The 24,770-nt window shown below is 68.2% G+C and carries 23 protein-coding genes; 10 read left to right on the top strand and 13 right to left on the bottom strand.

What is annotated here, in order from left to right:
- The first annotated feature begins 44 nt into the window (after window positions 1-44).
- Together DEU38_RS10540 and phoU are read left to right on the top strand one after the other, a co-directional pair.
- Complete coding sequence (locus DEU38_RS10540) at window positions 45-2,033, top strand: LCP family protein (protein WP_114720821.1); 1,989 nt, start codon at window positions 45-47, stop codon at window positions 2,031-2,033.
- 83 nt (window positions 2,034-2,116) lie between these two features.
- Window positions 2,117-2,806: a phosphate signaling complex protein PhoU gene (gene phoU / locus DEU38_RS10535; protein WP_114720818.1), complete on the top strand. Its 690-nt coding sequence runs from the start codon at window positions 2,117-2,119 to the stop codon at window positions 2,804-2,806.
- Window positions 2,807-2,863: 57 nt separating this feature from the next.
- Here phoU and DEU38_RS10530 read toward each other — a convergent pair whose 3' ends face one another.
- On the bottom strand, window positions 2,864-4,084 hold the full coding sequence (locus DEU38_RS10530; RefSeq protein ID WP_181818733.1) for an ABC transporter substrate-binding protein: 1,221 nt from the start codon (window positions 4,082-4,084) through the stop codon (window positions 2,864-2,866).
- 285 nt (window positions 4,085-4,369) lie between these two features.
- Here DEU38_RS10530 and DEU38_RS10525 point away from each other — a divergent pair, with 285 nt between their 5' ends.
- Window positions 4,370-5,392: an endonuclease/exonuclease/phosphatase family protein gene (locus DEU38_RS10525; RefSeq protein WP_114720812.1), complete on the top strand. Its 1,023-nt coding sequence runs from the start codon at window positions 4,370-4,372 to the stop codon at window positions 5,390-5,392.
- On the opposite strand, the gene pstB is transcribed toward DEU38_RS10525, so the two are convergent.
- The 6 genes from pstB to DEU38_RS10495 form a co-directional block, all read right to left on the bottom strand.
- Window positions 5,389-6,165, bottom strand: a complete 777-nt coding sequence (pstB, locus tag DEU38_RS10520; protein WP_114720809.1) for a phosphate ABC transporter ATP-binding protein PstB — start codon at window positions 6,163-6,165, stop codon at window positions 5,389-5,391. The two genes, DEU38_RS10525 and pstB, sit on opposite strands and share 4 nt — an antisense overlap.
- 94 nt (window positions 6,166-6,259) lie before the next feature.
- On the bottom strand, window positions 6,260-7,165 hold the full coding sequence (gene pstA / locus DEU38_RS10515; protein ID WP_114720806.1) for a phosphate ABC transporter permease PstA: 906 nt from the start codon (window positions 7,163-7,165) through the stop codon (window positions 6,260-6,262).
- A 3-nt stretch (window positions 7,166-7,168) separates the two neighbouring features.
- Window positions 7,169-8,218: a phosphate ABC transporter permease subunit PstC gene (pstC, locus tag DEU38_RS10510; protein WP_114720803.1), complete on the bottom strand. Its 1,050-nt coding sequence runs from the start codon at window positions 8,216-8,218 to the stop codon at window positions 7,169-7,171.
- 58 nt (window positions 8,219-8,276) lie between these two features.
- Entirely contained in the window at window positions 8,277-9,404 is a 1,128-nt protein-coding gene (gene pstS, locus DEU38_RS10505; protein ID WP_114720801.1) for a phosphate ABC transporter substrate-binding protein PstS, read from the bottom strand.
- Between the two features lie 216 nt (window positions 9,405-9,620).
- A complete protein-coding gene (mshD, locus tag DEU38_RS10500; protein ID WP_114720798.1) occupies window positions 9,621-10,541 on the bottom strand; it encodes a mycothiol synthase in 921 nt (306 codons plus the stop codon).
- Window positions 10,542-11,309: a response regulator transcription factor gene (locus tag DEU38_RS10495; RefSeq protein WP_114720795.1), complete on the bottom strand. Its 768-nt coding sequence runs from the start codon at window positions 11,307-11,309 to the stop codon at window positions 10,542-10,544. It lies immediately after the preceding gene.
- A 142-nt stretch (window positions 11,310-11,451) separates the two neighbouring features.
- On the opposite strand from DEU38_RS10495, the gene DEU38_RS10490 reads away from it, so the two are divergent.
- The 6 genes from DEU38_RS10490 (at window position 11,452) to DEU38_RS10470 (ending at window position 14,670) form a co-directional block, all read left to right on the top strand.
- Entirely contained in the window at window positions 11,452-12,234 is a 783-nt protein-coding gene (locus tag DEU38_RS10490) for an LmeA family phospholipid-binding protein (protein WP_174908352.1), read from the top strand.
- Window positions 12,231-12,716, top strand: a complete 486-nt coding sequence (locus DEU38_RS10485) for a co-chaperone YbbN (protein ID WP_114720789.1) — start codon at window positions 12,231-12,233, stop codon at window positions 12,714-12,716. The genes DEU38_RS10490 and DEU38_RS10485 overlap by 4 nt, the downstream gene beginning before the upstream one ends.
- Window positions 12,646-12,825 (top strand): putative leader peptide, encoded by a 180-nt coding sequence (locus DEU38_RS29790; RefSeq protein ID WP_368077031.1) that lies wholly within the window; start codon window positions 12,646-12,648, stop codon window positions 12,823-12,825. The genes DEU38_RS10485 and DEU38_RS29790 overlap by 71 nt, the downstream gene beginning before the upstream one ends.
- 138 nt (window positions 12,826-12,963) lie before the next feature.
- On the top strand, window positions 12,964-13,434 hold the full coding sequence (locus tag DEU38_RS10480; RefSeq protein ID WP_114720787.1) for a DUF4395 domain-containing protein: 471 nt from the start codon (window positions 12,964-12,966) through the stop codon (window positions 13,432-13,434).
- A 91-nt stretch (window positions 13,435-13,525) separates the two neighbouring features.
- Complete coding sequence (locus DEU38_RS10475; RefSeq protein WP_114720784.1) at window positions 13,526-14,359, top strand: sulfurtransferase; 834 nt, start codon at window positions 13,526-13,528, stop codon at window positions 14,357-14,359.
- A 5-nt stretch (window positions 14,360-14,364) separates the two neighbouring features.
- Complete coding sequence (locus DEU38_RS10470) at window positions 14,365-14,670, top strand: DUF1416 domain-containing protein (protein ID WP_114720781.1); 306 nt, start codon at window positions 14,365-14,367, stop codon at window positions 14,668-14,670.
- A 128-nt stretch (window positions 14,671-14,798) separates the two neighbouring features.
- On the opposite strand, the gene DEU38_RS10465 is transcribed toward DEU38_RS10470, so the two are convergent.
- Window positions 14,799-16,097, bottom strand: coding sequence for a cutinase family protein (locus tag DEU38_RS10465; protein WP_114720996.1), 1,299 nt, complete (start codon window positions 16,095-16,097; stop codon window positions 14,799-14,801).
- 272 nt (window positions 16,098-16,369) lie between these two features.
- Between DEU38_RS10465 and DEU38_RS10455 the strand changes: the two genes are divergently transcribed.
- On the top strand, window positions 16,370-17,068 hold the full coding sequence (locus DEU38_RS10455; protein WP_114720778.1) for an FABP family protein: 699 nt from the start codon (window positions 16,370-16,372) through the stop codon (window positions 17,066-17,068).
- 514 nt (window positions 17,069-17,582) lie between these two features.
- On the opposite strand, the gene DEU38_RS10450 is transcribed toward DEU38_RS10455, so the two are convergent.
- From DEU38_RS10450 to DEU38_RS10430, 5 genes are all read right to left on the bottom strand, one after another.
- Window positions 17,583-18,272, bottom strand: a complete 690-nt coding sequence (locus DEU38_RS10450; protein WP_258557780.1) for a hypothetical protein — start codon at window positions 18,270-18,272, stop codon at window positions 17,583-17,585.
- Between the two features lie 321 nt (window positions 18,273-18,593).
- Window positions 18,594-20,321 carry a thiol reductant ABC exporter subunit CydC gene (gene cydC / locus DEU38_RS10445; protein WP_114720773.1) on the bottom strand — a complete coding sequence of 576 codons (1,728 nt, stop codon included), beginning with the start codon at window positions 20,319-20,321 and terminating at the stop codon, window positions 18,594-18,596.
- Window positions 20,311-22,056, bottom strand: a complete 1,746-nt coding sequence (cydD, locus tag DEU38_RS10440; protein ID WP_114720770.1) for a thiol reductant ABC exporter subunit CydD — start codon at window positions 22,054-22,056, stop codon at window positions 20,311-20,313. Before cydD ends, cydC begins: the two co-directional genes overlap by 11 nt.
- Window positions 22,053-23,090 carry a cytochrome d ubiquinol oxidase subunit II gene (gene cydB / locus DEU38_RS10435; protein WP_114720767.1) on the bottom strand — a complete coding sequence of 346 codons (1,038 nt, stop codon included), beginning with the start codon at window positions 23,088-23,090 and terminating at the stop codon, window positions 22,053-22,055. Before cydB ends, cydD begins: the two co-directional genes overlap by 4 nt.
- A gap of 9 nt (window positions 23,091-23,099) precedes the next feature.
- The gene (locus DEU38_RS10430; protein WP_114720764.1) at window positions 23,100-24,617 is read right to left on the bottom strand and encodes a cytochrome ubiquinol oxidase subunit I; all 1,518 of its coding nucleotides are present in this window, start codon (window positions 24,615-24,617) and stop codon (window positions 23,100-23,102) included.
- Window positions 24,618-24,770 lie beyond the last annotated feature (153 nt).

Below are 24,770 nucleotides of genomic sequence, written 5' to 3'. Positions count from 1 at the left end.
GAGCGACGGTACTTTTTTGGAGGCGGAGAGGTCAGGGCGAATCGGTGGGTGACGAGCACAATCCTGGTCACGCCGCGCCGGAAGGCCGAGCGCCCTGGGAGCGCCCCCTCGCCGACAGCACCTATCGCGAAGCGCAGGCCCGCCGACACGGGCGTCACGAGTCCGATCCGGGAGCGATCGACACGCCCGGATCCGCAGGCCGACGCGCGGACGACGGCGACACGAGTGAACGGCTGTCCGTCGCCGAACTGATGGAAAAGATGGGCCGGCCCGCGGGCCGGGCCTCCCGCGGGCGGCGCGCCCGAGCGGACGAGGACGACGCCCGAGTCGCCGGCTACGGTTCCGACGTCGACCCGATGGACGACCAGGACCCGACCGAGATCATCCCGTCCGTCACCGACGACGACTACCTGTTCGCCGAGGATCCCTACGACGACCCCGAGCCGTCCGCCCCGAACTGGGTGGAAGAGGCTGTGACGACCGCGTCACCCCAGGCCGTCGGCAACCCCCAGCCGACCAGGCTCGCCGCGAGCAAGACCCGCAGGCAACGCAAGCTACTGCTGTTCGGACGGTCCGCCGTCGCGCTCGTCGCGGTCATGGCGCTGCTCGCGACCGGCGTCGTGTGGGGATACCTGAGGACCACCGAGGGCCGGTTCTCGCAGATCGCCGCACTCGACACCGACTCCACCGACATCATCGACCCCGGCGGGCAGACCGGCGACGAGACGTATCTGATCGTCGGCACCGACACGCGCGCCGGAGCCGCCGGAGCGGTGGGCGCCGGCACCGTCGAGGACGCCGAGGGCGCCCGCGCGGACACCGTCATGCTCGTCCACGTCCCGGCCGATCGCAGCCGCGTCGTCGCGGTGTCGTTCCCCCGTGACCTCGACGTGGAGCGGCCGGTCTGTCAGGGCTGGGACAGCACGACCGGCGAATACACCGACGAGACGTACCCCGCCGCCGACGGCGACAAGCTGAACGCCACCTACGCACTCGGCGGACCGAAGTGCCTGGTGAAGGTGATCCAGAAGGTATCCGGTGTGAAGATCCGCCACTTCGTCGGCATGGACTTCGCGGGCTTCGAGAACATGGTCAACGAGGTCGGCGGCGTGAAGGTATGCGTCCCGCAACCACTGATCGACGGTGAGCTGGGCACGATCCTGCCGACGGCGGGCACCCAGACCCTCGACGGCAAGAAGGCGCTCGACTACGTGCGCGCCCGTCACGTCGAGGCGGAGGGCAACGGCGACTACGGCCGGATCAAACGCCAGCAACTGTTCCTGTCGGCGCTGCTGCGTGAGGCGATGTCGAGCAAGGTGCTGTTCGATCCCACCAAGCTCAACGGCTTCATCAACGCGTTCACCCGGGCCACGTTCGTCGAGAACATCGACACCAAGTCGCTACTCACGCTCGGCCAGTCGCTGCGCAACGTCGACGCCGGCGCCGTCACGTTCATCACCGTCCCGACCGCCGGAACCAACGAGTGGGGCAACGAGATCCCCCGACTCGACGACATCAAGGACATCTTCAAGGCGATCATCGACGACGAGCCCCTCCCGGGCGAGAAGCGCACCGAGGACACCAAGAAGGACGCCGCGCCCGCCCCGGACCACGCCGTCGACCAGCTCGCGCTGAGTCCGGAAGAGGTGACGCTCCAGGTATCCAACGGCTCGGGCGTCTCCGGGCTGGCCGCCACGACCGCCGACCAGCTCGCCGCGTATGGGTTCCAGATCTACAGCGTCGGCAACTACACCGGCACCAGCAGCCAGACCGTCGTCCGGTTCTCCCCCGGCCGCGAGGCCGAGGCTGCGACCGTGGCGTCGTCCATCCCCGGTGCGGTGCTCGAATCGGTATCCGGCCTCGGCAACATCGTCGAGGTGGTTCTCGGCAGCGAGTTCGACCGCACCCTCGTCGCCCCCGTCGAGGCCGGCACGCCCGTCGACGCCGGGCACGCACGGGTCGGCGCCGACGAGGAGATCGAGCTGCCCGCCGACCTCGCAGTCACCAACGCGACGGACAATCCCTGCACCTGACCGCCGGAACTGCGCCTGGCATTCACCCACCGTTCACCTGACCGGGGTGACTTGGTTTCCGCTGCACCGTAGGCTGTGACCTCATGCGCGTCGCTTACAACGAACAGATGACCGAGCTCGCCGACACCCTCGGCGAGATGGCGGGCTTGGCCGGGGCGGCCATGGAGAAGGCCACCCAGGCCCTCCTGCACGCCGACCTGGGTCTCGCCGAGCAGGTCATCGGCGAGCACGAGAAGATCACCGAGCTGAGTGTCGTGGCCGAGGAACGGGCGTTCGCCCTCCTTGCCCTGCAGGCCCCGGTCGCCGGCGACCTGCGGTCCGTCGTCAGCGGTATCCAGATCGTCTCCGACATCGACCGCATGGGTGCGCTCGCGCTGCACGTCGCCAAGATCACGCGCCGCCGGCACCCCAACCACGTCCTCCCCGAAGAGGTCAACGGCTACTTCGCCGAGATGGGCCGGATCGCCGTCGCGCTCGGCGCCGGCGCCAAGGAAGTCCTCGAGACCCGCGATCCCGAACGTGCAGCGAAGATGCACGAAGAGGACGACGCGATGGACGACCTGCACCGCCACCTGTTCAGCGTCCTCATGGACCGGGAGTGGTCGCACGGTGTCGCAGCCGCCGTCGACGTGACGCTCCTGGGCCGCTTCTACGAGCGCTTCGCGGACCACACCGTCGAGGTCGCGCGCCGGGTCATCTTCCTCGTCACCGGCAAGATGCCGGTCGAACCGAGCAACGACTCCGACGACCTCACGTCGTACCCGGAGCTGTAGAGCCCCCAGCACGATCGGCGCGGGGCCCGGCACCGGCCGGACCCCGCGCCGTCTGCGCTACTGGGTTCGCAGATCGAACATGTTCGGATCGGTGACGACGACGTCACCGTCGAACGTCATCCGGTACATCATCGAATTCGACACGCGCTGGAAGATGCCGAACGGCTCCACCGCGTTCGGTGTCCACGCCGGGACCAGGCCCAGCATGTCGATGTCCGTGGCGTTCTGGAATCCCTGCATCACCGCGGACGCGTCGATCGTGTCGAGGGTCTGGGCGACCTCACCGAACGCGCGCACCGACAGCCACGAGAAGATCTCGGTGCCGTTGAGGTTGGCGCGTTCCAGGTTCTCCTCGCCGGACGCGGACATGTCGTCGAGGAACGGGACCAGCCCCGGGAACTGGTCGGTGCTCGACGACGGCGCCGGCACCGGGCTGGTGTAGATCGACGACGTCGCGAACGTACCCAGGTCCTGCAGGTCGGCCTGCGTGAATCCGGTTGCCGCCAGCGCGAATCCGAGTTTCGACCCGAGCTGTTCGAACGCGTCGGCCATCTGGTTGGCCTCGGTGGCGGGCAGCGCCATGATGACGCCCTGCGCTCCGTTGCGCTCGGCCGCCGCGATGAACTGTGTGTAGTCGGTCGCACCGGCACCCACCGCGACCTCGTTGACGATCTCGGCCCCCTTCGCCTTCACCGCGGGCGTGAGCATCTGGCTGAGCATGGCCGCGACCGGGACGTCGGGGCGCATCAGCGACAGCTTGGTCTTGCCCTGCGCGACGAGCGCGTCGACATTGGCGTAGAGCGTGAGCAGCGACCCCGCGAACGGCGTGAACACGTTGGGCGCAGTGAAGTCCGCGATGTTCATCGGGTTCATTCCGATGCGCGGGATACCTGCCGCCGCGAGGATCTGCGACACCGCCTCCGGCGACGCCGGGGTGAAGTCGGCCAGCGTGGCGGTCACGCCCTTGCCGACCATGTCGTTGGCGCAGTCGACCTCCTTGTTGGGATCGCCCATCGAGTCGCACTGGATCAGCTCGAGTGGCCGACCTGACACGCCGCCGCGGGAATTGAGGGCCTGGATCGACGCCGTCATGCCGGCCGCCTGGCTGGCCACCGACACGCCACCCGCCTCGACCGCGAGGATCTGGCCGACCTTGATCGGATCGCCCGTCGCGGCATTCTCGGCGGCGTCGGCGGAACTGTCGTTGCTGCAACCCGAGGCCACGAGGCCGACGGTGGCGAGGGCTGCGATCGCCGGAGCAAGGGTCTTCAGTTTCACGTGATGTCCTTCTCGATAGGCGCTGCACTTCCGGACGAGATGTGGAGCCACGGATCGCGAAACCGTCCCCCTCGGCGCTGTCCGCACCTCCTATCCGGCTTGCCGCAGGAGCGTAGTGAAACTTCGAGCAATGTTTGGGCGATTCGGACAATTGCAGTGAATGCGCAGATAGCTGCCATCGCAAACGACCGAGTAAGACATGAGGCTTATCCTCGGTTATCACCTCGAACGCTCCGGGCCGCCGACACTGCGGCCGACCTCGCCGGCGGCGGGCATGATCGAGAGGTGATCGACGACCGGACCGCGCGCCTGACGGCGGGGGTCTTCGCTGCGGTCTGCGGACTGTCGGGAGCACTCGGCCTGCTGGCCTCGGCCGTGAGCGTGGAGAACCGGTTCGTGGTCCTGCTGGCGGGACAGACGCCGACACTGCTCGTCATCGCACTGGTCGGCGCCGCCGTCGCCGCGTTCGCCGGGCAGTGGGCCGTCCAGGCGGCCTGCCTGGCCGTCTGCGCCGTCGGCGTCGGGGTTCTCGCCCCGCTGTACATTCCCGGCGCGGACGGTGCCGCGACGCCGGACCCGTCCGGTCCGTCGGTGCGAGTCATGCAGGCCAACACCAAGATCGGCCGCGCCGATCCCGCATCCCTGGTCCGTACCGTGCGCGACCGCGGCGTCGACGTCCTCACCGTCCAGGAACTCACCGACGAGTCGATCGACGGACTGCAGGCCGCCGGCCTCGACGACCTGCTGCCGTACCGGTTCGTGGTGTCGTACGGCCCGGGTGGCGAGGGCGGCGGCATCTACAGCCGCTTCCCGCTGTCGAACACCCGCAATCTGGAGGGCTACCTGTCCGCGAACCTCACCGCGGATCTCGATGTGGGGCTACGAGAACCCGTGTCCCTGTTGGCGGTTCACCCCGCGCCCGCCTACCTGTTCCCGGCGCAGCTGTGGGCGGCGGAACTGCGCGGCCTGCACGGCGAGATGCTCGCGGACGCGCCGCGCGACAACGTCATCGTCAGCGGAGACTTCAACGCGAGCTACACCCAGCGCCAGTACCGTGAGCTGCTCACCGACGGCTACACCGACGCGGCCGACCAGGTGGGCGCCGGGCTGCTGCCCACCATGCCGGCCAACCGTCGGCTCCCCGCGTTCACGGGCATAGACCGCATCATCACCGAGGGCGCCGCGGTGACCGCCCTCGAGCGCATCGAGATCGTCGGGTCGGACCACCACGGACTCGTCGCCGACGTCCGGTTGGCCGTTCCCGCGGCCGTCCCTGCGCCGCAGAACGGAACGCGGACCGGGGCCTAGCCGAAGCGGCCGGAGATGTAGTCCTCGGTGGCCTTCTGGGTGGGGTTGGAGAAGATCTTCTCGGTGTCGTCGATCTCGATGAGCCGGCCCGGCTTGCCGGTGGCCTCGAGGTTGAAGAACGCCGTCTGATCGCTCACGCGCGCCGCCTGCTGCATGTTGTGCGTGACGATGACGATCGTGAAGTCCTTCTTGAGCTCGGTGATGAGGTCCTCGATCGCGAGCGTCGAGATCGGGTCCAGCGCCGAACACGGTTCGTCCATGAGCAGCACGTCCGGCGAGACCGCGATGGCGCGCGCGATGCACAGACGCTGCTGCTGACCACCGGACAGGCCACCGCCCGGCTTGTCGAGCCGGTCCTTGACCTCGTTCCACAGGTTGGCGCCGCGCAGCGACTCCTCCGCGACCTCGTCGAGCTTCTTCTTGTTGCGCTCGCCCTGCAGCTTGAGGCCGGCGACGACGTTGTCCCGGATGGACATGGTCGGGAAGGGGTTCGGCCGCTGGAAGACCATGCCGATCGTCTTGCGGACGCCCACCGGATCGACGGACGAGCCGTAGATGTCCTCGCCGTCGAGCAGCACCGAGCCCTCGACGCGCGCGCCCGGGGTCACCTCGTGCATGCGGTTGAGGGAGCGCAGCACCGTCGACTTGCCGCAACCGGACGGGCCGATGAACGCGGTGACGCTGCGCGGGGGCACCGACAGCCCGACATCGGCGACGGCGTGGAACTTGCCGTAGTAGATGTTGACGTCCTTGAGATCCAGACGCTTGGCCATTACCGGCTCCCTACTGATGTGAGCGCTAGCTCGAGTATGTGCTGACGAGATTCGGGGGATGCGGCGATCGCGGCGATCGCCTCCGCTTCGGTGCTCACTTGTTGCGCACCGAAGCGAAGTGACCGATCGTCTTCGCGACGATGTTGAGGACCGCGATCAACAGGATCAGGGTCAGTGCCGCACCCCAGATCCGGTTGGAGCCGGCATCGGTCGGGTTGTTCATCTCCGCGACCATCACGCCGGGCAGCGTGCCCATCTCCCCGCCGAACAGGTTGAAGTTGATGAACGGCGCGTAGCCCACCAGGATCAGCAGCGGCGCGGTCTCGCCGAGCACGCGGGCCAGGGCCAACATGACGCCGGTGATGATGCCCGGCAGCGCGGTGGGAACGACGATGCGCGCGATGGTCTTCCACTTGGGCACACCCAGCGCGTACGACGCCTCGCGCAGATCGTTCGGCACGATTCGCAGCATCTCCTCGGTGCTGCGCACCACGACCGGCACCATCAGCAGCACCAGCGCCAGCGACACCGCGAAAGCCGACTTCGGGAAGCCGAACGTCGCGATCCACAGCGCGTAGATGAACAGGGCCGCGACGATCGACGGGACACCGGAGAGGATGTCGACCATGAAAGTGGTGAGCTTGCCGAGCCGCGAGTTGCCCGCGTACTCCACGAGGTAGACGGCGACGAAAAGGCCGAGCGGAACCGACAGCGCCGCACACACCAGTCCCTGCATCAGGGTGCCGATCAGCGCGTGGTAGATACCGCCGCCCTCGGCCGAGGCGGACAAACCGCTGAGCGAGTTCGTGAACCACGTCTGCGACGTGACGGCACCGATGCCCTTGACGATCACCGTCCACAGCACCCACACCAGCGGCACGAGCGCGACGAGCACGGACAGGGTCACCAGCACGGTGGCGGCGACATCGGTGAAGCGGCGGCGGAATCCGACGCCCTGGAATGCGGGAGCCTTGATGGGCTTGTCGAGAACGCTGGTCATCGGTCAGTCCCTCTTTCCGGCGATCGCGGCGCGGGCCGCCGCGTTGACCAAGAAGGTGAGTACGAACAGGACCAGGCCGGCGGCGATGTAGGCGCCCGCCTGGATGTTGTTGTTGAACTCGGCGTAACCGAGGGCGATCTTGGACGCGATCGTCGATCCGCTGTCGAACACCGACCAGCTGAACGCCTGCGACGTCGTGCGCAGGATCATGTACAGCGCCATGGTCTCGCCGAGCGCGCGGCCCAGGCCGAGCATCGAGCCACTGATGTAACCCGACTTGCCGAACGGGATGACGGTGGTGCGCACCACCTCCCAGCGGGTGGCACCGAGCGCCAGCGCGGCCTCGATGTGTGCCTTGGGCGTCTGCCCGAACACCTCGCGGGTCACCGCGGTGATCACCGGCAGGATCATCACCGCGAGCACGATGCCGGCGGTGAAGATCGTGCCGCCGCCGCGGATCGAGCCGGAGCCGTCCGCGAAGATCGGGATCCAGCCGAGGTTCTCGTTGAGCCACACCGCAACCGGGGCGATCGCCGGGGCGAAGATCAGCAGGCCCCACAGGCCGTACACGATCGACGGCACCGCGGCGAGCAGGTCGATGACGTAGGCCAGCGGCCGAGCCACCTTCTTCGGTGCGTACTCGGTGAGGAAGATCGCGATGCCGAGCGCCACCGGCATCGCCAGCACGAGCGCGACAAGCGAGACCATCACCGTCACCTGCAGCAGGTCCAGGACACCGAACGCCATCGAGTTGATGTTGTCGGTGTTCCACTCACGGCTGGTGAGGAAGTTGACCTCGTTGCGCTGCAGCGCCGGAATCGCGCGCCAGATCAGGAAGAAGCCGACAGCGGCAACCAGCAACGTGATGAAGACCGCCGACCCCGACGCCAGCGATCCGAAGATCCGGTCGCCGGGACGGGTGACCGTCTTGCGCTTCGTTGTCTCGGGGGAAGTGATCGGGACCTCCGGGGTGCCGTTCGGACCGCCCACCCCGGCCCCGCCGTCCGCGGGGCCGGAGGCGCGTGGTGTTGACCGTGTGCTCGCGTCAGTCATCTGCGCTCACATTCTCTGTCTGAATATAGATGGGCGGTCCGAATGGCGACGGGTCCGATCAGGCGATCGCGGAGATCGACTCGTTGATCTTGGCGCGGAACGACTCCGGCAGCGGCACGTAGCCCTGCTCGGCGAGGGTCTGCTGACCCTCGTTGGCGGCGCTGGTCAGGAAGGACTTCACGGCCGCGGTGGTCGCGGCGTCGTAGCCCTTGGAGCACACGACCTCGTAGGTCGCGAGAACCAGCGGGTAGGCGCCGGCTTCCGTGGTGCCGTAGATCGACTTCAGGTCCAGCGTGAGGTCACCGGTGCCCGAGCCCTTGAACGACGCGTTGGCGATGGCCTTCGACGCTGTCTCCTGCGACAGCTTCACCGGGCCGGAGCCGGTGTCGATCTGGGCGGACGGCAGCTTCTGCTGATCCGCGAAGGACTTCTCGACGTAGGTGATCGAACCGGGCGCGGTGGCCACGGCCTGTGCGACACCGGCGGAGCCCTTGGCGCCTTCGCCGACACCACCCTTGAAGTCCGAGCCCGCGCCGGCGGTCCACGCACCGTTGGAAGCAGCCTCGAGGTACTGCTGGAAGTTGTCGCTGGTGCCGGACGAATCCGAACGCACGATCGGGCTGATCTTCTCGTCGGGCAGCTTGACGCCGGAGTTCAGCGCCGCGATGGCCGGATCGTTCCAGTTGGTGATGCCACCGTTGAAGATCTTGGCGATGGTCTCGCCGTTGAGCACCAGGTTGTCGACGCCGTCGAGGTTGTAGGCGATCGCGACCGGGCCGAACACGAGCGGCAGGTTCCACGCGTCGTTGCCCTGGCAGCGGGCCTTCGCCTGATCGGCCTGCTCGCCCTTGATGGCGGAGTCGGAGCCGGCGAAGTCGATCTGGTTCGCGATGAACTGCGTGCGGCCGTCACCGGAACCGCTGGGGTTGTAGGCGACGTTGACGTTCTTGCCCTTCTGCTGGCAAGCCGCGATGTAGGCCGAGGTGAACTCGTCCATCGCGTTCTTCTGCGCGGACGAACCCGCACCGGAGAGCTTGTCCTTGCCGTCGCACAGGGCGGTCGACGCCGACGTGTCGACGGTGGACGACGCGGCATTGTTGTCGCTGCCGCACGCCGTCAGAGACATCGCCGTCACGGCACCGACTGCCACCATTCCGAGCAGTGCGCCGTTTCGCTTGAGGTTCACCCTTGTCCTCCGCTGGTCTAGCGTCTCGCCCGACTCCGGGCGGCATGGGAAGCGCGAATCACGCGTGACTCGCACCGGGCGACCGACTGCCACCCAGGCCAGAAACGTAAGGGGCGCCGGTAGCCAACTGGACCCGGTTCGGTGAACGGAAGGTGAACTCCCGAGAGAAATCTTCGGAGGGGATCGTCACACCCACCCGACCTGCACGAACAGCCGTTATCGGGACGGGGTGGCGTACGCGACGTCGACGTGGAACCGCTCGAACGCGAGCCGCTCGTACGTGTGCAGCGCCGCGGTGTTGTCGCCCTCGACGTACAGCAGCACCGTCTCCAGGCCGCGGTCGCGCAGGTAGTGCAGCCCGGCCAGCGTCAGCACCCGGCCGAGGCCACGCCCCTGCGCGTCGGGGCCGATGCCGACCACGTACACCTCGCCGAGCGCCGGGGTGTCGTTCTCGGGTGCGTGCACCTTGGTCCAGTGGAAACCGAGGAGGCGGTTCGGGTCCCCCGCAGCCCCCTCTGCCGGGTAGGCGAGGAACAGCCCCGCCGGATCGAACCACGGTTCGGCGCGGCGCTCGTCGACGTCGCGCTGCGTCCAGCTCCCCTGCTCGGGATGCCACGCGAAGGCGGCGGCGTTGACCCGCAACAGCTCCGCGTCGTCCTCCGGTCCGCGATACGTGCGCAGCGTGACCCCGTCCGGCACGACGACGTCGGGCAGTTCGGGGGTCGCGAGCGGCCGGCGCAGCTGCAGCAGCTCACGTGCGCCGACGAGTCCGAGCCGGCGCGCGACCGCGACCGCGGCGGGGTGGTTGCCGTGCGCCCACACCCGGGTGCCGGGACCACCGGCCTCCAGAGCCTCGGCCACCATCCGTCTACCGATCCCGGCCCCGCGCTCGGCGGGGTCGACCACGACCTCCGCCATCGCGGGATGCTCACCGTGACCGGGCTCGAGTTGCGCATACCCGACGACCCGACCGTCCGAGGTGGACACCAGGTGGCGGACCGAGCCGGCCGCGGTGAGCGCGCGCACGGCGTGCTCGGACACCGGCGCCGTACCGTCCGCCGCGGTGGCCCGTTCGATCATCGCCCGCACGGCCTCCGCCGGCGGTGAATCGATCCAGTCGAGCTGCTGCGTGGCCATCTAATACGCCGATCCGTTGGTGGGAGTGAGGTCGGGGTCGTCGGAGTCGGCGTCGCCGAGGTCGTCCGCGGCGGCGGCCTGCCCGGGCCGGTTCGACGGCCGCGCGGGACGCACGGCCTTGTAGCCGACGTTGCGGACCGTGCCGATCAGCGACTCGTACTCCGAGCCGAGCTTCGCGCGCAGCCGTCGCACGTGGACGTCGACCGTGCGGGTGCCGCCGAAGAAGTCGTAGCCCCACACCTCCTGCAGCAGCTGCGCTCGGGTGAACACCCGACCGGCGTGCTGCGCGAGGTACTTGAGGAGTTCGAACTCCTTGTAAGTCAGATCGAGGGGACGACCCCGCAGTCGTGCGGTGTACGTCCCCTCGTCGATCACGAGCTCGCCGAGCGTGATCTTGCCGGCGGATTCCGGACTCGCCACACCCCCGTTGCGGCCGACCAGCAACCGCAGTCGCGCGTCGAGTTCCGCCGGGCCGGTGGTCGGCAACAGAATGTCGTCGAGACCCCAGTCCGAGTTGACGGCCACCAGGCCGCCCTCGGTGAGGACCGCCACGACCGGGACCGCCGACCCGGTGCTGCCGAGCAGTCGGCACAGGCCGCGCGCGGCCGCGAGGTCGGTGCGGGCGTCGACGAGCGCCACGTCCGCGGATCCCGCCTCCAGCAGGGACGACACCTCCGTCGGAGCGGGGCGAACGGAATGTGACAGCAGCGCCAACGAGGGCAGCACCGCCTCGGGGTTCTGGTCGGAGGTCAGAAGCAGTAGCTCCACTCCACCTCCCTCTCTCGCGGCACGAATGCCGGCGGAAGAGCCGACACCGAGTGGACCGACGTTCTTGTTTCGGGGACAGATTAGCGCGAGTTTGCGCAGGACCGCCGCACCGGTCCTCGGCGAGGCCGGTAAGAATGATGTGGTGCGGAAACTCATCATCGGACTGGTGTGCCTCGTCGGACTCGTCGTCGTCGTCGACTTCGGCGCTGCCGCCTACTCCGAATACCGCGTCTCGCGCGCGCTCCGCGAGGGCGGCTCCCTCACCGCCGATCCCGAGGTCACCATCCACGGTTTCCCGTTCCTCACCCAGGCGCGGAACGGCAAGTACGACAACGTCGAGGTCCGCGCCCGGCAGGTGCCGAACGACATGATCGGCGAGGTGACCATCGAGGCGACCCTGAACGGCGTGTCGGTGCCGGCGTCGGCCCTGCTCGACGGCTCGGTCCGCACCGTCCCGGTCGATCATCTCGACGGCCGGATGATGATCGACGCCACCGACCTGGGGCGATTCCTCGGCATCCCTGACCTGCAGGTTTCCGCACCCCCGGCGAGCAAGTCGGACGGCACCGGGGGTTCCGGCGGCTCCGGCTCCCCCACCACCGGCGGGATCGTGCTGACCGGCACGGTGCCGGTGGGTCCGCTGCAGACGTCGGTGAGCGTGCAGGCCGACCTGGTGCTGCGCGGCGAGCAGTTGGTGATCGTGGCGACGGACTTCTATTTCGGGCCGGAGGGCGAGGCCGACTTCACGGTGCCCGCACCGCTCCGGCAGGGGGTGCTCGACCTGTTCACCAAGACGATCGATCCGCAGTCGCTCCCATTCGGTGTCATGCCCACCGAGGTCTACGCGGAGGGCTCGCAGATCGTCATCGAAGGGTCCGGCGACAACGTCGTCGTCAACCTCGACGAATTGAAGACGAAGCAGTGACCGCAATCACGATCCTGGTCATCGCGGTCGTCGCGACGCTCGCCGGCGGGCTGATCCTGCGCGGCCGCGCCGGTAAGGTCCGCGCATCCACGCCCGCCCCCACGGCCGACGCGGTGGACGACGCGTGGACCGCACAGCTCGCCGCGGCCGGCGTGACGGCCACCGGGCGACCGATCGTTCTGCACTTCTCGGCCGACTGGTGCGGGCCGTGCGCCGCGGTGCGCCGCGTGATCGGGCAGGTGCTCGAGCGCCTCGACGCCGACACCGACGGCTCACCCGACTCCCCCACCGCCACCGAGGTGGAGCTCGATATCGACGAGCACCCTTCCCTCGCAAAGACACTCGGTGTCCTGTCCCTGCCGACGACGTTCATTCTCGACGGAGCACTGGTCGAGCGCTTCCGAATCTCCGGTGTGCCGTCGGCCACGGACCTCCAGTCGTCGATCGAGACCCTCCTCACATCCGGGGATTCAATTTCCTGAGAAACCGGGTACGCTGCACCACGTGTACGCCAACCATGAGCTGATGCTCACCCGTCGCCGCGCAGTCGATCTGTGCCGCCTCGGTGGTTGTTGCTGTCCCTGCTGTTGATCACGCAGACGGTCGATCTTTCTTCCCAGCGTTCTCGCTGACGGACCCGTCGGTGATCGGTGAAACCCCGAAATCCGGTCCCTGCCGCGTTCCCACGTCGGCATGTCAGCACTCGGTAGCCCGCAGGAGCACTCCCAGATGTCCACTCCCACACTCCAGAACCAGCAGGTCGACGTCCGCGGTCCACGCTTTGCCGCATGGATCACCACCGCTGTCCTCGTCGCGGTGCTGGTGCTGTCGACCGTCTCGACCCTCGCCTCCGGCCTGCTGCTGGCAGCACAGGCGGTCGTGTTCGCGATCGGTGCCGTCGCCGGCCCGCGTCGCAGCCCGTACGGGCGGCTCTTCGCGACGCTGGTCGCGCCGCGTCTGAGCCCCACCGTCGAACGCGAACCCGTCGCACCGTTGCGGTTCGCGCAGCTCGTCGGCCTGGTCTTCGCGGCCGTCGGCACCGTCGCGTTCCTGCTCGGCGCCGGCCTCGTCGGCGGAATCGCCACCGGCTTCGCGCTGTTCGCGGCCCTGCTCAACGCCGCGTTCGGGATCTGCCTGGGCTGCCAGATCTACCCGCTCGCCACCCGCCTGCGCGGCGGCGCGACCCCCAGCGCGGCCTGAGCCGCAGTACTTCGCTCCACCCGTGCGGGCCCTCAACCGCACAGCACTCCCGCGCTCCACACACGCCGTTCCCACACCGAAAGGACAACCCATGGCTCGCTCCGACGTCCTGGTCTCCGCAGACTGGGCAGAGCAGAACCTCACCGCCCCGAAGACCGTCTTCATCGAGGTCGACGAGGACACCGCCGCGTACGACGGTGGCCACATCGAGGGCGCGATCAAGCTCGACTGGCGCAAGGATCTGCAGGACGGCGTCCGCCGCGACTTCCTGAACCAGGAGCAGTTCTCCGCTCTGCTGTCCGCGAAGGGCGTCGCCAACGACGACACCGTGGTCCTCTACGGCGGCAACAACAACTGGTTCGCGGCCTACGCCTACTGGTACTTCAAGCTGTACGGCCACCAGGACATCAAGCTGATCGACGGCGGCCGCAAGAAGTGGGAACTCGACGGCCGTCCGCTGTCGAGCGAGACCGTCACCCGCCCGGCCACCGAGTACAAGGCCGCCGCGCCCGACACCTCGATCCGCGCGTTCCGCGACGACGTGATCGCCGCGATCGGTTCCGCGAACCTGGTCGACGTCCGCTCCCCCGACGAGTACTCGGGCAAGATCCTGGCCCCGGCGCACCTGCCGCAGGAGCAGGCGCAGCAGCGCGGCCACGTCCCGGGCGCCATCAACATCCCGTGGAGCACCACCGCCAACGAGGACGGGACCTTCAAGTCCGACGAGGACCTCGCGAAGCTGTACGCGGACAAGGGATTCGACGAGACCAAGGACACCATCGCCTACTGCCGCATCGGCGAGCGGTCGAGCCACACCTGGTTCGTGCTGCAGGAGATCCTCGGCAAGCAGAACGTGAAGAACTACGACGGCAGCTGGGTCGAGTACGGCTCACTGGTCGGCGCACCGATCGAGTTGGGAGCATAAGAGATATGTGCGGAGCACCTGTTCAGACCCAGACCCTGCCCGCGGGCGTCGACGTCGAGAAGGAAACCGTCATCACCGGCCGCGTCCTGGCCGCTGACGGCCAGCCGGTGGGCGGCGCGTTCGTGCGCCTGCTCGACGGCACCGACGAGTTCACCGCCGAGGTCGTCGCGTCCGCGACCGGCGACTTCCGCTTCTTCGCGGCCCCCGGAACCTGGAAGGTGCGTGCACTCTCCAGCTCCGGCAACGGCGACGTGACGATCAGCCCGGACAGCGCCGGCGTCTACGCCGTCGACGTGACGGTCGCCAAGTAGATCCAGACCCTCGAAAGGGGCGCCACTCCTGTTGGAGTGACGCCCCTTTCGTCGTCCGACGGCGGCCACTGCGCGAGGCCTTCGACGCCGTGTGCCGGTCCGGCGGGTGGGACCGGAGCTACCAGTAGTCAGGAACCGGACGACAGCGACGAGCCGGTCGATCCGCCGGACGTCGGGGTCACCGGCGCGTCCTCGCGTGCGAGACCGCTGATCCAGTCGACCACCTTCTCGCTGTCCCAGTACCAGGGGTCGTTCGGGTTGGAGTTCCAGTACAGGATGTGCTGGATGAAGCCCAGGAAGATGTACGGCTCCACGATCAGGTTCACGACGCCGCGGTTGTCCTCGACGAAACCGGCGCCCTCGGCACGCAGCTTCGCGCGCACCACGTCGGCGCCCGGGCCGCGCGCCCAGTCCACCATCGCGGCGACGCGCTCCGGCGTCGCCTCCGCGGCCGCCGCGTCGTCGCGGTAGGTCTGGTCGGCCACCTTGCGCAGCACGTCGAGCAGGGACTCGTCGGAGGTGAACCAGTCGTCCCGCGTGACGATGTGCGCGATGGTCCGCGCCGACATCTCGGACATCACTCGACCGAAGTCGGCGAACGTCTGCACCGGATTGAGCACCGTGAACCGCATCTGCCCGAGCACCCCGAGCGCGAGTTCGAGGACCGCGATCTCCGGTAGGGCGTCGCACGCGATGTCGTACGGCCGGCAGGCGTACAGGATCTTGCCGTCGAGGGCGCCGTAGTCGGCCGGTTCCGACGACATGAATCCGCCGCCGCGCGGTCCGGGCGCCCCCAGCGACGGGGTGCCGGCGGGACGGTACGGGTCCCCGACGAGCGCAACCCCGGCGATATCGTCGGCGGTGACGGTCGCCGAGCCGTCCCGGTGGCCGAGTTCGCGGGCGACGCGCTCGGTGACCTCGGCGCCGACGCTGTAGCCGAGCAGCACGAACTGGGTCGCGTCGCCGCACTGCGTCTTCTTCTCGTCCAGAATCCGGTTCATCGACGCGACACCCGCCGCCACCGAGTCCTGATAGGTGGGCACGTCCTCGAGCAGACCCAGCCCGAATGTCGACGGGTACGGGACGTACATCCAGCCCACCGTGCCCGGCTGATCCCGATTCGCCTCGCCGAGCGGGACGGTGATGTTGGGGAGCCAGTTCGACCACGGCACCCGCTCCCCGTCGTCGAACGGGTCCCGATCCACCGTCGAGTCACCGGCGCCCGACACCGCGACCACCAGGACGTCGGGGCAGCCGTCGCCGAAGTTGTTCGGGTCCTTCACGGGCGGGCGCAGCGACCCCGAGCCGGATCCCCCCGAGCCCCCGGCCCCCGCGGAACCTTCTGCCACCGCCGGACCCGCGCAGACCAGCAGCGTCACCGCCGCGATCACCCCGCCGAGCGCGGACACGATTCCTCGACGAGCCATCGACACCTCCGACCGTGCGCACCCCCGCAGGCGTGACAGTTCGTGATTCGTTCGCGATTCCGCGAGCACCGTATACCGCAAATCCGGTACGGATCGGGAATCGACAAGATCAGTGCCCGGAACCGCCGCGTTGCTGCCGATTTCGAACGCCTCGGGGGTGCGGTCTAAGATGGGCGCGTGGTCATCTTCTTCGAGGTTCTCCTGGTTCTTGCCGCCATCCTGATCACCTGGTTCTCGCTGTACGTCGTGTACCGGTTGGTCACCGATAAGCCGTGAGTCAGGATCCGGACGCGGGCTCGGAAACGCAGCCTGACGACACCGAGTCGCACGTTGCTCGTGGCAGCGGCGACCGCGCGGTCGCGGGTGCCGTAGAGCGCGCGAAGGAAACGGCGGGACGCAACATCCCGACGCTGCCCGATCTGCCCCTGCCCGAGGACACCGCGAATCTGCGCCTCGGGCCGGACCTGCATCCCGGATTGCTCGCACTGCTGCCGTTGGTCGGCGTGTGGCGCGGCGAGGGTGAAGGACACGATCCGGAGACCGGCGACTACCCGTTCGGTCAGCAGATCGTCGTCTCGCACGACGGTGGCAACTACCTGGCGTGGGAATCCCGTTCCTGGCGCCTGGACGCCGACGGTCAATACGTGGGACCCGGTCAGCGCGAGAGCGGCTACTGGCGCGTCGCCGGTGACGGCATCCCCGGCAGCACCAACGAAGAGGTCGTCGAGCTCCTGCTCACGCACGCCTCCGGTGTGGTCGAGCTGTTCTACGGCCAGGCTCTCACGCAGTCGTCGTGGGAACTCGCGACCGACGTCGTGATCCGCAGCGAGTCCGGCGAGCTGATCGGCGGCGCCAAGCGTCTGTACGGCATCGTCGAAGGCGGCGATCTGGCCTACGTCGAGGAGCGCGTCGTCGCCGACGGCCCCCTCGCGCCGCGGTTCTCCGCGCGTCTGTCGCGCTACATCGGCTGAGACAGCCTCATACACAGCAACGACCCCCGGGCCCGTCCACTGACGATGCCCGGGGGCTTCGTTTGTCGTGGGTTTCCGATCTGGACGTGACCGGAGAGCTCGGGGGTCGGGTAGCTGCCTGGGATTCGCCAGCCGCGAGGCGGTCAGTGAATTCCGAGAGCATCGTGGCTAGGTGACAGCCACCTCACGTGTCCGTTTGTCATTCAACTCCAGACCACCTCCTTCCTCGTGTACGCCCGAAGCTACGCCCGGTCACGGCGCTCGGCAACAGTTTTTCGGTCGAAGGTGCCCTCAGCGCAACGAAGCGAGCCCCGCCCCGGAGATGTCCAGGGCGGGGCTCGTTTTCGAAGTGCTCATGGGAGTTCACGGCACGGATTCACGCGCGCAGCGTGCCGACGATTCCCGTTCGGGATGGACTAGCTGATGACGATCAAAGCTCTCTTCGACAATGCCGATGCGGGCAGGGCTACCAGCATGCGCTGGTAGCCCTGCCCGCATTCTTGCCGGAGCCGAGTCAGCTCAGGTTGCCGAGCACATTGCCGAGGATTCCGCCGACCACGTTGCTGATCGAACCCTGCGGATCGGTGATGGATCCGAAGACCTGGCCCGATCCGGTGTTCACCGAACCGAAGCCCAGATCCTCGAGGCTGCCCGAGCCGGCCTCGATGGGGTTCGGCGGACGAACGGTGACGCACACGCCCATCGGGTTGATGTTCCAGTCGCCATTCGCGAGCACGATGTTGGTGCCGGCGCCGCTGTCGAGCTTGGAGCCGACCGTGGCGTTGTCCGGGACCTTGTAGGTGGTTTCCAAGGCGATCACGCCGCCACCCGCGGTGGTCCACCCGCCACCCTTGGCGATGACGGCGTTGTTGCCCACGACGGCGGTACCGGTGACGTCCGTCCACTGCTGATTCCCGATAGCCCATTTGACGTTCAGACGAGCCTTCACCAGCTGGAAACCTGCCGGGTGGAAGTCACGGATCTGGTCGACGAGCGCCCCCGAACCGGACACCTTGGTTAGGTAGGTGACGGTGCGCCCCGGTGCGACCGTGCCGTCGCCGACAACCTCCTTGCTCACGGTGTACGGAGTCCCGAGCGAGCCGGCCCAACTGTCGGTGACCGACTGGCTGAGCGCGCATGCGGGCGCGGCCTGGGCCGCCGACGCTCCGAGTCCGACGGTAACGCCGGCGGCGAGAAGGGCCACAGAGGCGGTTGTGGCTACGGCGTGGCGTAGTGAGCGGCGTGACATGTAGATGCTCCTTCGATCGTTCCTGAGGGGAGGCAGTTCTATGTAGAACGCGTTTCAATTTAGACCGTGAAGTCACGGCAAATCGCCCATACAGCAGTGAAGACGATCACATACTAACCGGTTTTTCGGACGTTCGTCCAGCAGGGCAGTTACGAGGTGGCGCAACAACTTTTGGGTTCACCGGCCTGTAACGGCGCGGCCGGTAGCCGCGATTGGCCGAACAATTAGAACGCGTTCCACATCTCGGTGCCGCGCTTGCCGACGCGTCGTCCGTGGTCAGGCGGGCCGAGCCGAGTCCAGACCCGCGGACTCCCTGACACAATCCACATCCCGGCCGATTCCGTTACCGACGGTCACGATGCCATCGGCGCGGGCGTCCGGCGGCAACTGGTGCGTAACGAGGACCACGGTCCGTTCCCGATCGACCAGCCCACATTCCCGGTCGAGCAGGGCCCGCTGGATCCTCGCGCCGTCCGCCGCGTCGAGGTGCTCGGTGGGCTCGTCGAGCAGCAGCACCCGCGCAGGGGAGACGAGCGCGCGGGCGAGCAGCAGGCGTCGGCGCTGGCCACCGGAGACCGCCCGAGCCCCACCGCCCAGCGACGTGTGCACGCCACGCGGCAACTGCGCCACCCACTCCCCCAGCCCCACGGTGCGCAGCGCCTCGAGCGCGGTGTCCTCGTCGAGGTCGCCACGGGCGACACGCAGGTTCTCGAGGACCGACGTGTCGAACAGATGGGCGTCCTCGGCGAAGAACCCGATCTCGTGGCGCAGCGCGTCGGGCTGGAATCGTGCGATCGGTGTGCCGTCGAGCGACACGGTGCCGTCGACCGGCGGCAGCAACCCGGCCAGGGTCATGAGCAGCGTGGTCTTGCCCGCACCGCTCCCGCCGACCACGGCGACACGCGCCCCCGGGGACAGATCCAGATCCACGGGCGCGGTCACCCTCTCGCCTCCCGGCCACCCGCACCGCAAGCCCTCGGCACGAACCCGTCCGGGACCCGCCGGCACCTCGGCGCCCTCGGGCAGCGGCTCACCGGCCCGATCCAGCAACGCCAGGATCCGACCCGACGCGATCCGAGCCCGGGTCAGCGCGAGCGCGGCCGCCGGCAGGGCACCGGTCGCCTCGAATGCGGCGAGCGGCACGAGCACGAGGATCGCCAACGACATCGGCGTCATCGCGCCCGGCGTACCACCGTCCGGCCCGTACAGCGTGATTCCGATCAGCAGCGACCCCAGCACACTGGCCCCGATCGCGAGCGGTGTCGCGGCGGCGGCGAACGCCGAGGGCCGGGCGGCCCGGTCGGTGGCCCGAACCGCGTCGTGGTTGGTGGCCTCCGCACTCGCGAGGACGTCGTCGAGGCGTCCGGCCACCCGCAACTCGGCGGCATGGTCGAGTGCGGTCACCGCGGTCTCGCTGAACAGTGCCGTCGCGGCCGCGCTGCGGGACTCCGCAATCCGAGCCGCGCGCGCCGACAGCCACGGCGCCAGCACCCCCGACAGGGCGAGAGCGACGGCGAGAACCAGCGCGGCGGCCGGCGAGATCAGCCCGAGCACGACGACGGCGGACAGTGCCATGATCGCCGCGACGGCGATCGGGATCAGCGCCCGCACCACGACGTCGCCGAGTGCGTCGACGTCGGCACCGGTCCGGGCCAGCAGGTCACCGCGCCGGAGTCCTGCGGCGGCCGCCGGATCACCGTCCGCGAGGCGGCGGTAGATCTTCGTCCGGGCCGACGTGGTGCCGCGCAGCGCGGCGTCGTGCGTCGCGAGACGTTCGAGGTAGCGGAAGACGCCGCGAGAGATGCCGAGCGCACGCACCGCGACCACCGCGACCGTCAGATCGAGCACGGGCGGCATCTGCCACGCCTTCGTGATCAGCCACGCCGACAGCGCCGCGAGCGCCAGCGCACTGCCCAGCGTCGCGACACCCGCGGCGATCGCGGCCAGCACGCGCCGTGGCTGCAGATCCAGCAGCCGTATCGCCCGCACCAGGTCACGATTCATGGTGCTGCGCTCCCGCGTCCTCGTCGGCCACGACGTCGTGTCGGGCCGCCACCTCGGTCACCTGGTCCCCCGCCGCCAGCACGGTCGGGCGATGTCCCACGACCACGACGGTGCGGCCGTGGCGGGCAAGCTCACGTAGCGAGTTCAACACTGTCCGTTCGGTTTCTTCGTCCAGGTGCGCCGTCGGCTCGTCGAGCAACAGCACCGGCCGCGACGACACCAACAGCCGGGTGAGGGCCAGTCGCTGGCGTTGACCGAGCGACAGCCCCAGTCCCCCTGCACCGACGACGGTGTCCCATCCGCGCGGCAGTTCCGCGAGGACATCGTCGAATCCGGTTGCCCGACATGCCTGCTGCAATCGCTCGGCGTCCGTGTCGACGTCGCCGACGAGGGCGAGATTCTCGGCGAGGGTGCCCGGGACGATCACGGGGTGCTGGGGCAGCCACGCGATCTGTGCCCACCATCCGGCCGGGTCCAGGTCACGGACGTCGGTCCCGTCGATCCGCACCGATCCGGCGTCGGGCTCGGTCAGTCCCAGAACCACCTGCAGGGCAGTGGATTTTCCGGACCCGTTGGCACCGGTCAGCACGGTCACGGCGCCGGGCAGGCACCTCGCATCCAACCGGTCCGGCGCCGTCCCCGACCGGGACCGCACGCTGACGCCCGCCAGTTCGACGACGGCACCCTCGGCCACCACCGCGCGAGTGCCGGTCGGCCGCTGTTCCGCGGCCTCGTCCAGCACTCCGAACGCCTTGGTTGCGGCAGCGACACCGTCCTCGGCGGCGTGGAACTGGGCACCGACCATGCGCAGCGGCAGGTAGACCTCGGGCGCGAGGATCAGCGCGACGATGCCCGGCTCGAGTTCCATGTTGCCGAAGACCAGACGCAGGCCGATGCTGACGGCGATGAGCGCCACCGACAGCGTCGCGAGCAGTTCGAGCACCATCGACGACAGGAACGCGACCCGCAGCGACGACATCGTGGTCTTGCGGTGCGCGTCCCCGAGTTCGCGCACCCGCGTCGCGGGGCCGTGTTCGCGGCCGAGCGCCCGCAGCGTCGGCAGGCCTGCCAACAGGTCCAGGAGCTGCCCCGACAGGCGCGTCAACGCGGCGAGCGTCTGCTCGGATTTCCCCTTCGTGAGCAGGCCGATCAGGATCATGAACACGGGGATGAGCGGCAGCGTGATCACGACGATCATCGCCGCCGTCAGGTCCTGCATGACGATCACCACCAGCGTCGCCGGGGTGAGCGTCGCCGCCAGGATGAGCGCGGGCAGATAGCCCGTCAGATACGGCGCCAACGCGCGAACCCCCCGGGTGAGCACGGTCGCGATCTCGTCGCGGCGCGGGTCGAGGGTGCGCGGCGGCATCCGCACGGCCGCCTGCAGGACCTCGACCTCGAGTTCGGCGACCACCCGGTTGGCGGAGCGGTGGGCGTACCGCGCGTGCAGCCAGGCCGCCAGGACCCGCACGGCCACCGCCGCGGCGAGCCACATCAGGTCGGTACGCCAGTCCGCGAGGCTGCGCCGATCGGAGGTGATCACCCCGGCCAGGATCGTGCCGATAAGCACGGCCGAGACGATCACCATCGCGACGTTGATCGCGGACAGGACGACCGTGAGGATCAGGTAGCCGCGCGCCGACGCGGAGTACTTCCACAGGCGGGGGTCCACCGGACCCCCGCGCCGCCCCGCCCGTCGACTCGATCGGGCGGGGCGATCGATACCAGTACTCATCCGACCTTCGTAGGTCCAGCCTTGCGGGGCAGCCCGATCGACGGCGGGATGTGCTTGGTGGAGATCCGCTTACGGAACACCCAGTACGTCCAGCCCTGGTAGCACAGCACGATCGGCGTGAGAATCACTGCCGCCCAACTCATCACCTTCAGGGTGTATGGACTCGACGACGCGTTCTCGATCGTGAGGTTGTACGCCTCGCTCGTCGTCGACGGCATCACGTTCGGATACAGCGACGCGAACAGCAGCACCACGGTGGCGATCACCGCGAGCGTCGTGAACGCGAACGCCCAGCCCTCGCTCTCAGCCCTGGTCAGGAACACCACCGCGATCACGGCAATTGCCGCGAGCGCCACCAGGATCCACGTCCAGCCCTTGCCGTGGGCCAGCTGGGTCCACAGCACGAACCCACCGGCGATCGGGACCGTCGGAATGGCGAGCTTCTTCGCCAGGTCCGCGGCATCGATCCGCACGTCGTCGGCGGTCTTGAGGGCGATGAACACCGCGCCGTGCAGTGCGAACACCAGCGCCGTGGTGATGCCACCGAGCAGCGCGTACGGGTTGAGCAGGTCGAAGAAGGTTGACGTCACCTTCTTGTCCGCGTTGATCGCGACACCGCGGACGATGTTCGCGAATGCCACACCCCACAGCACCGCCGGCACCCAGGAGCCGATCATGATGCCCCAGTCGGCACGACGCCGCCATTTGTCGTCGTCGATCTTGCCGCGCCACTCGATCGCGACGATTCGCAGGATCAGCGCCACCAGGATGATCAGCAGCGGTAGATAGAACCCGGAGAACAATGTCGCGTACCAGTCAGGGAACGCCGCGAACAGCGCACCACCACCGACGATCAACCACACCTCGTTGCCGTCCCAGACGGGCCCGATCGTGTTGAGCAGCACGCGGCGACGGTTCTCCGTCTTGCCCAGGACGGGCATCAGCATTCCGACACCGAAGTCGAACCCCTCGAGTACGAAGTACCCGACGAAGAGCACCGCGATGAGAATGAACCAGAATTCCTGCAGTCCCATGACGGTCTCCTAGTACGCGAACGACAGTTGCTCTTCGGCCTCCGGCTCGCCCGGTTCTCCCGGGCCGCCGGCCTTCGGCGCGGGCCCTCGACCCGGCGGATGCAGGTCGTGCGGCGACGGTCCCTCGATCGCGTACCGACGGATCAGGTAGAACCACACGACACCCAGCGCGCCGTACAGCAGCGTGAACACCACGAGCGAGGTGACGACCAGCCCGGTCGGGTGATCGGAGACACCCTGATCGACGGTGAGCCGGATCAGGTCGACGCCGGTCGGGTTGGGATGCACCACCCAGGGCTGACGTCCCATCTCGGTGAAGATCCAGCCCGCACTGTTCGCGAGGAACGGCATCGGAATTGCGATGAGGCACAACCACTTGAACCAGTTCTGGTCCGGGACTCGACCCTTACGGGTGACCCACAGTCCGGCCAGCGCCAGCGCCAGCGACCCGGCAGCCAGACCGATCATCGCGCGGAACGACCAGTACGTGACGAACAGGTTGGGACGGTAGTTGCCGGGACCGAACTGCTGCTCGTACTGCACCTGCAGATCCTCGACGCCCTGCAGTGTCACGCCGCTGAACTTGCCCTCGGCGAGCCACGGCAACACGAAGGGCACCTCGAGCACGTGCGTGACACCCTCGCAGTTGTTGTGGGTACCGACGGTGAGGATCGAGAAGTCCGGATCGGTCTCGGTGTGACACAACGACTCCGCGGACGCCATCTTCATGGGCTGCTGCTGGAACATCAGCTTGCCCTGGACATCGCCGGTGTAGACGATCCCGATGCCGGCGATGATCATCACCAGCATGCCCATGCGGGCCGCGGGCCGGAACATGTTCCGCGCGTCCTGGACCAACGTCTCGGCGTCCTCCGGCGCCGCGGTCTTGGACTTGCGCATGTTGCGCACCATCCACCAACCGGCGATCCCGACCACGAACGTTGCGGCTGTGAGGAAGCCACCTGCAACCGCGTGAAGGTACGCCGCGATGGCCGTGTTGTTGGTCAGCAGGGCCCAGATGCTCTCGAGCTCGGCGCGTCCGGTCTCCGGATTGAAACGCGCGCCGACGGGGTGCTGCATGAACGAGTTGGCGACGATGATGAAGTACGCCGAGGCGTTCACACCGATCGCGGCCAACCAGATCGTCGCGAGATGGACACCCTTGGGCAGTCGGGTCCAGCCGAAGATCCACAGGCCGAGGAACGTCGACTCGAGGAAGAACGCGACGAGACCCTCGAGCGCCAGTGGGGCACCGAAGACGTCGCCGACGAAGCGGGAGTACTCACTCCAGTTCATACCGAACTGGAACTCCTGCACGATGCCTGTCGCGACACCGATCGCGAAGTTGATCAGGAAGAACTTGCCGAAGAACTTGGTGAGGCGATACCAGTGATCCTTCTTCGTGATCACCCACATCGTCTGCATGATCGCGACCAGCGGGGCCAGTCCGATCGTAAGGGGAACGAAGATGAAGTGGTAGACGGTGGTGATTCCGAACTGCCACCGCGAGACATCCAAGACATCCATGGCTACTCCGAAAAGTCGGCCCGTAGGACAGGCTTCGGGGTCGAGACGTGGGCGTCCGCTCGATCCCTGTTCACAAAGCTACTGCGGGCAGAAGCTCCCCGCAGCGGATTGCTACTACGGAATGTAGTAGACCTTTCGGTCGGCGCCTAACCC

The sequence above is a fragment of the Rhodococcus sp. AG1013 genome (assembly GCF_003350365.1).
GTDB lineage: Bacteria > Actinomycetota > Actinomycetes > Mycobacteriales > Mycobacteriaceae > Prescottella.
The sequence above is the reverse complement of the archived record's forward strand: the minus strand, read 5'-3'. Positions and strand labels throughout refer to the sequence as shown.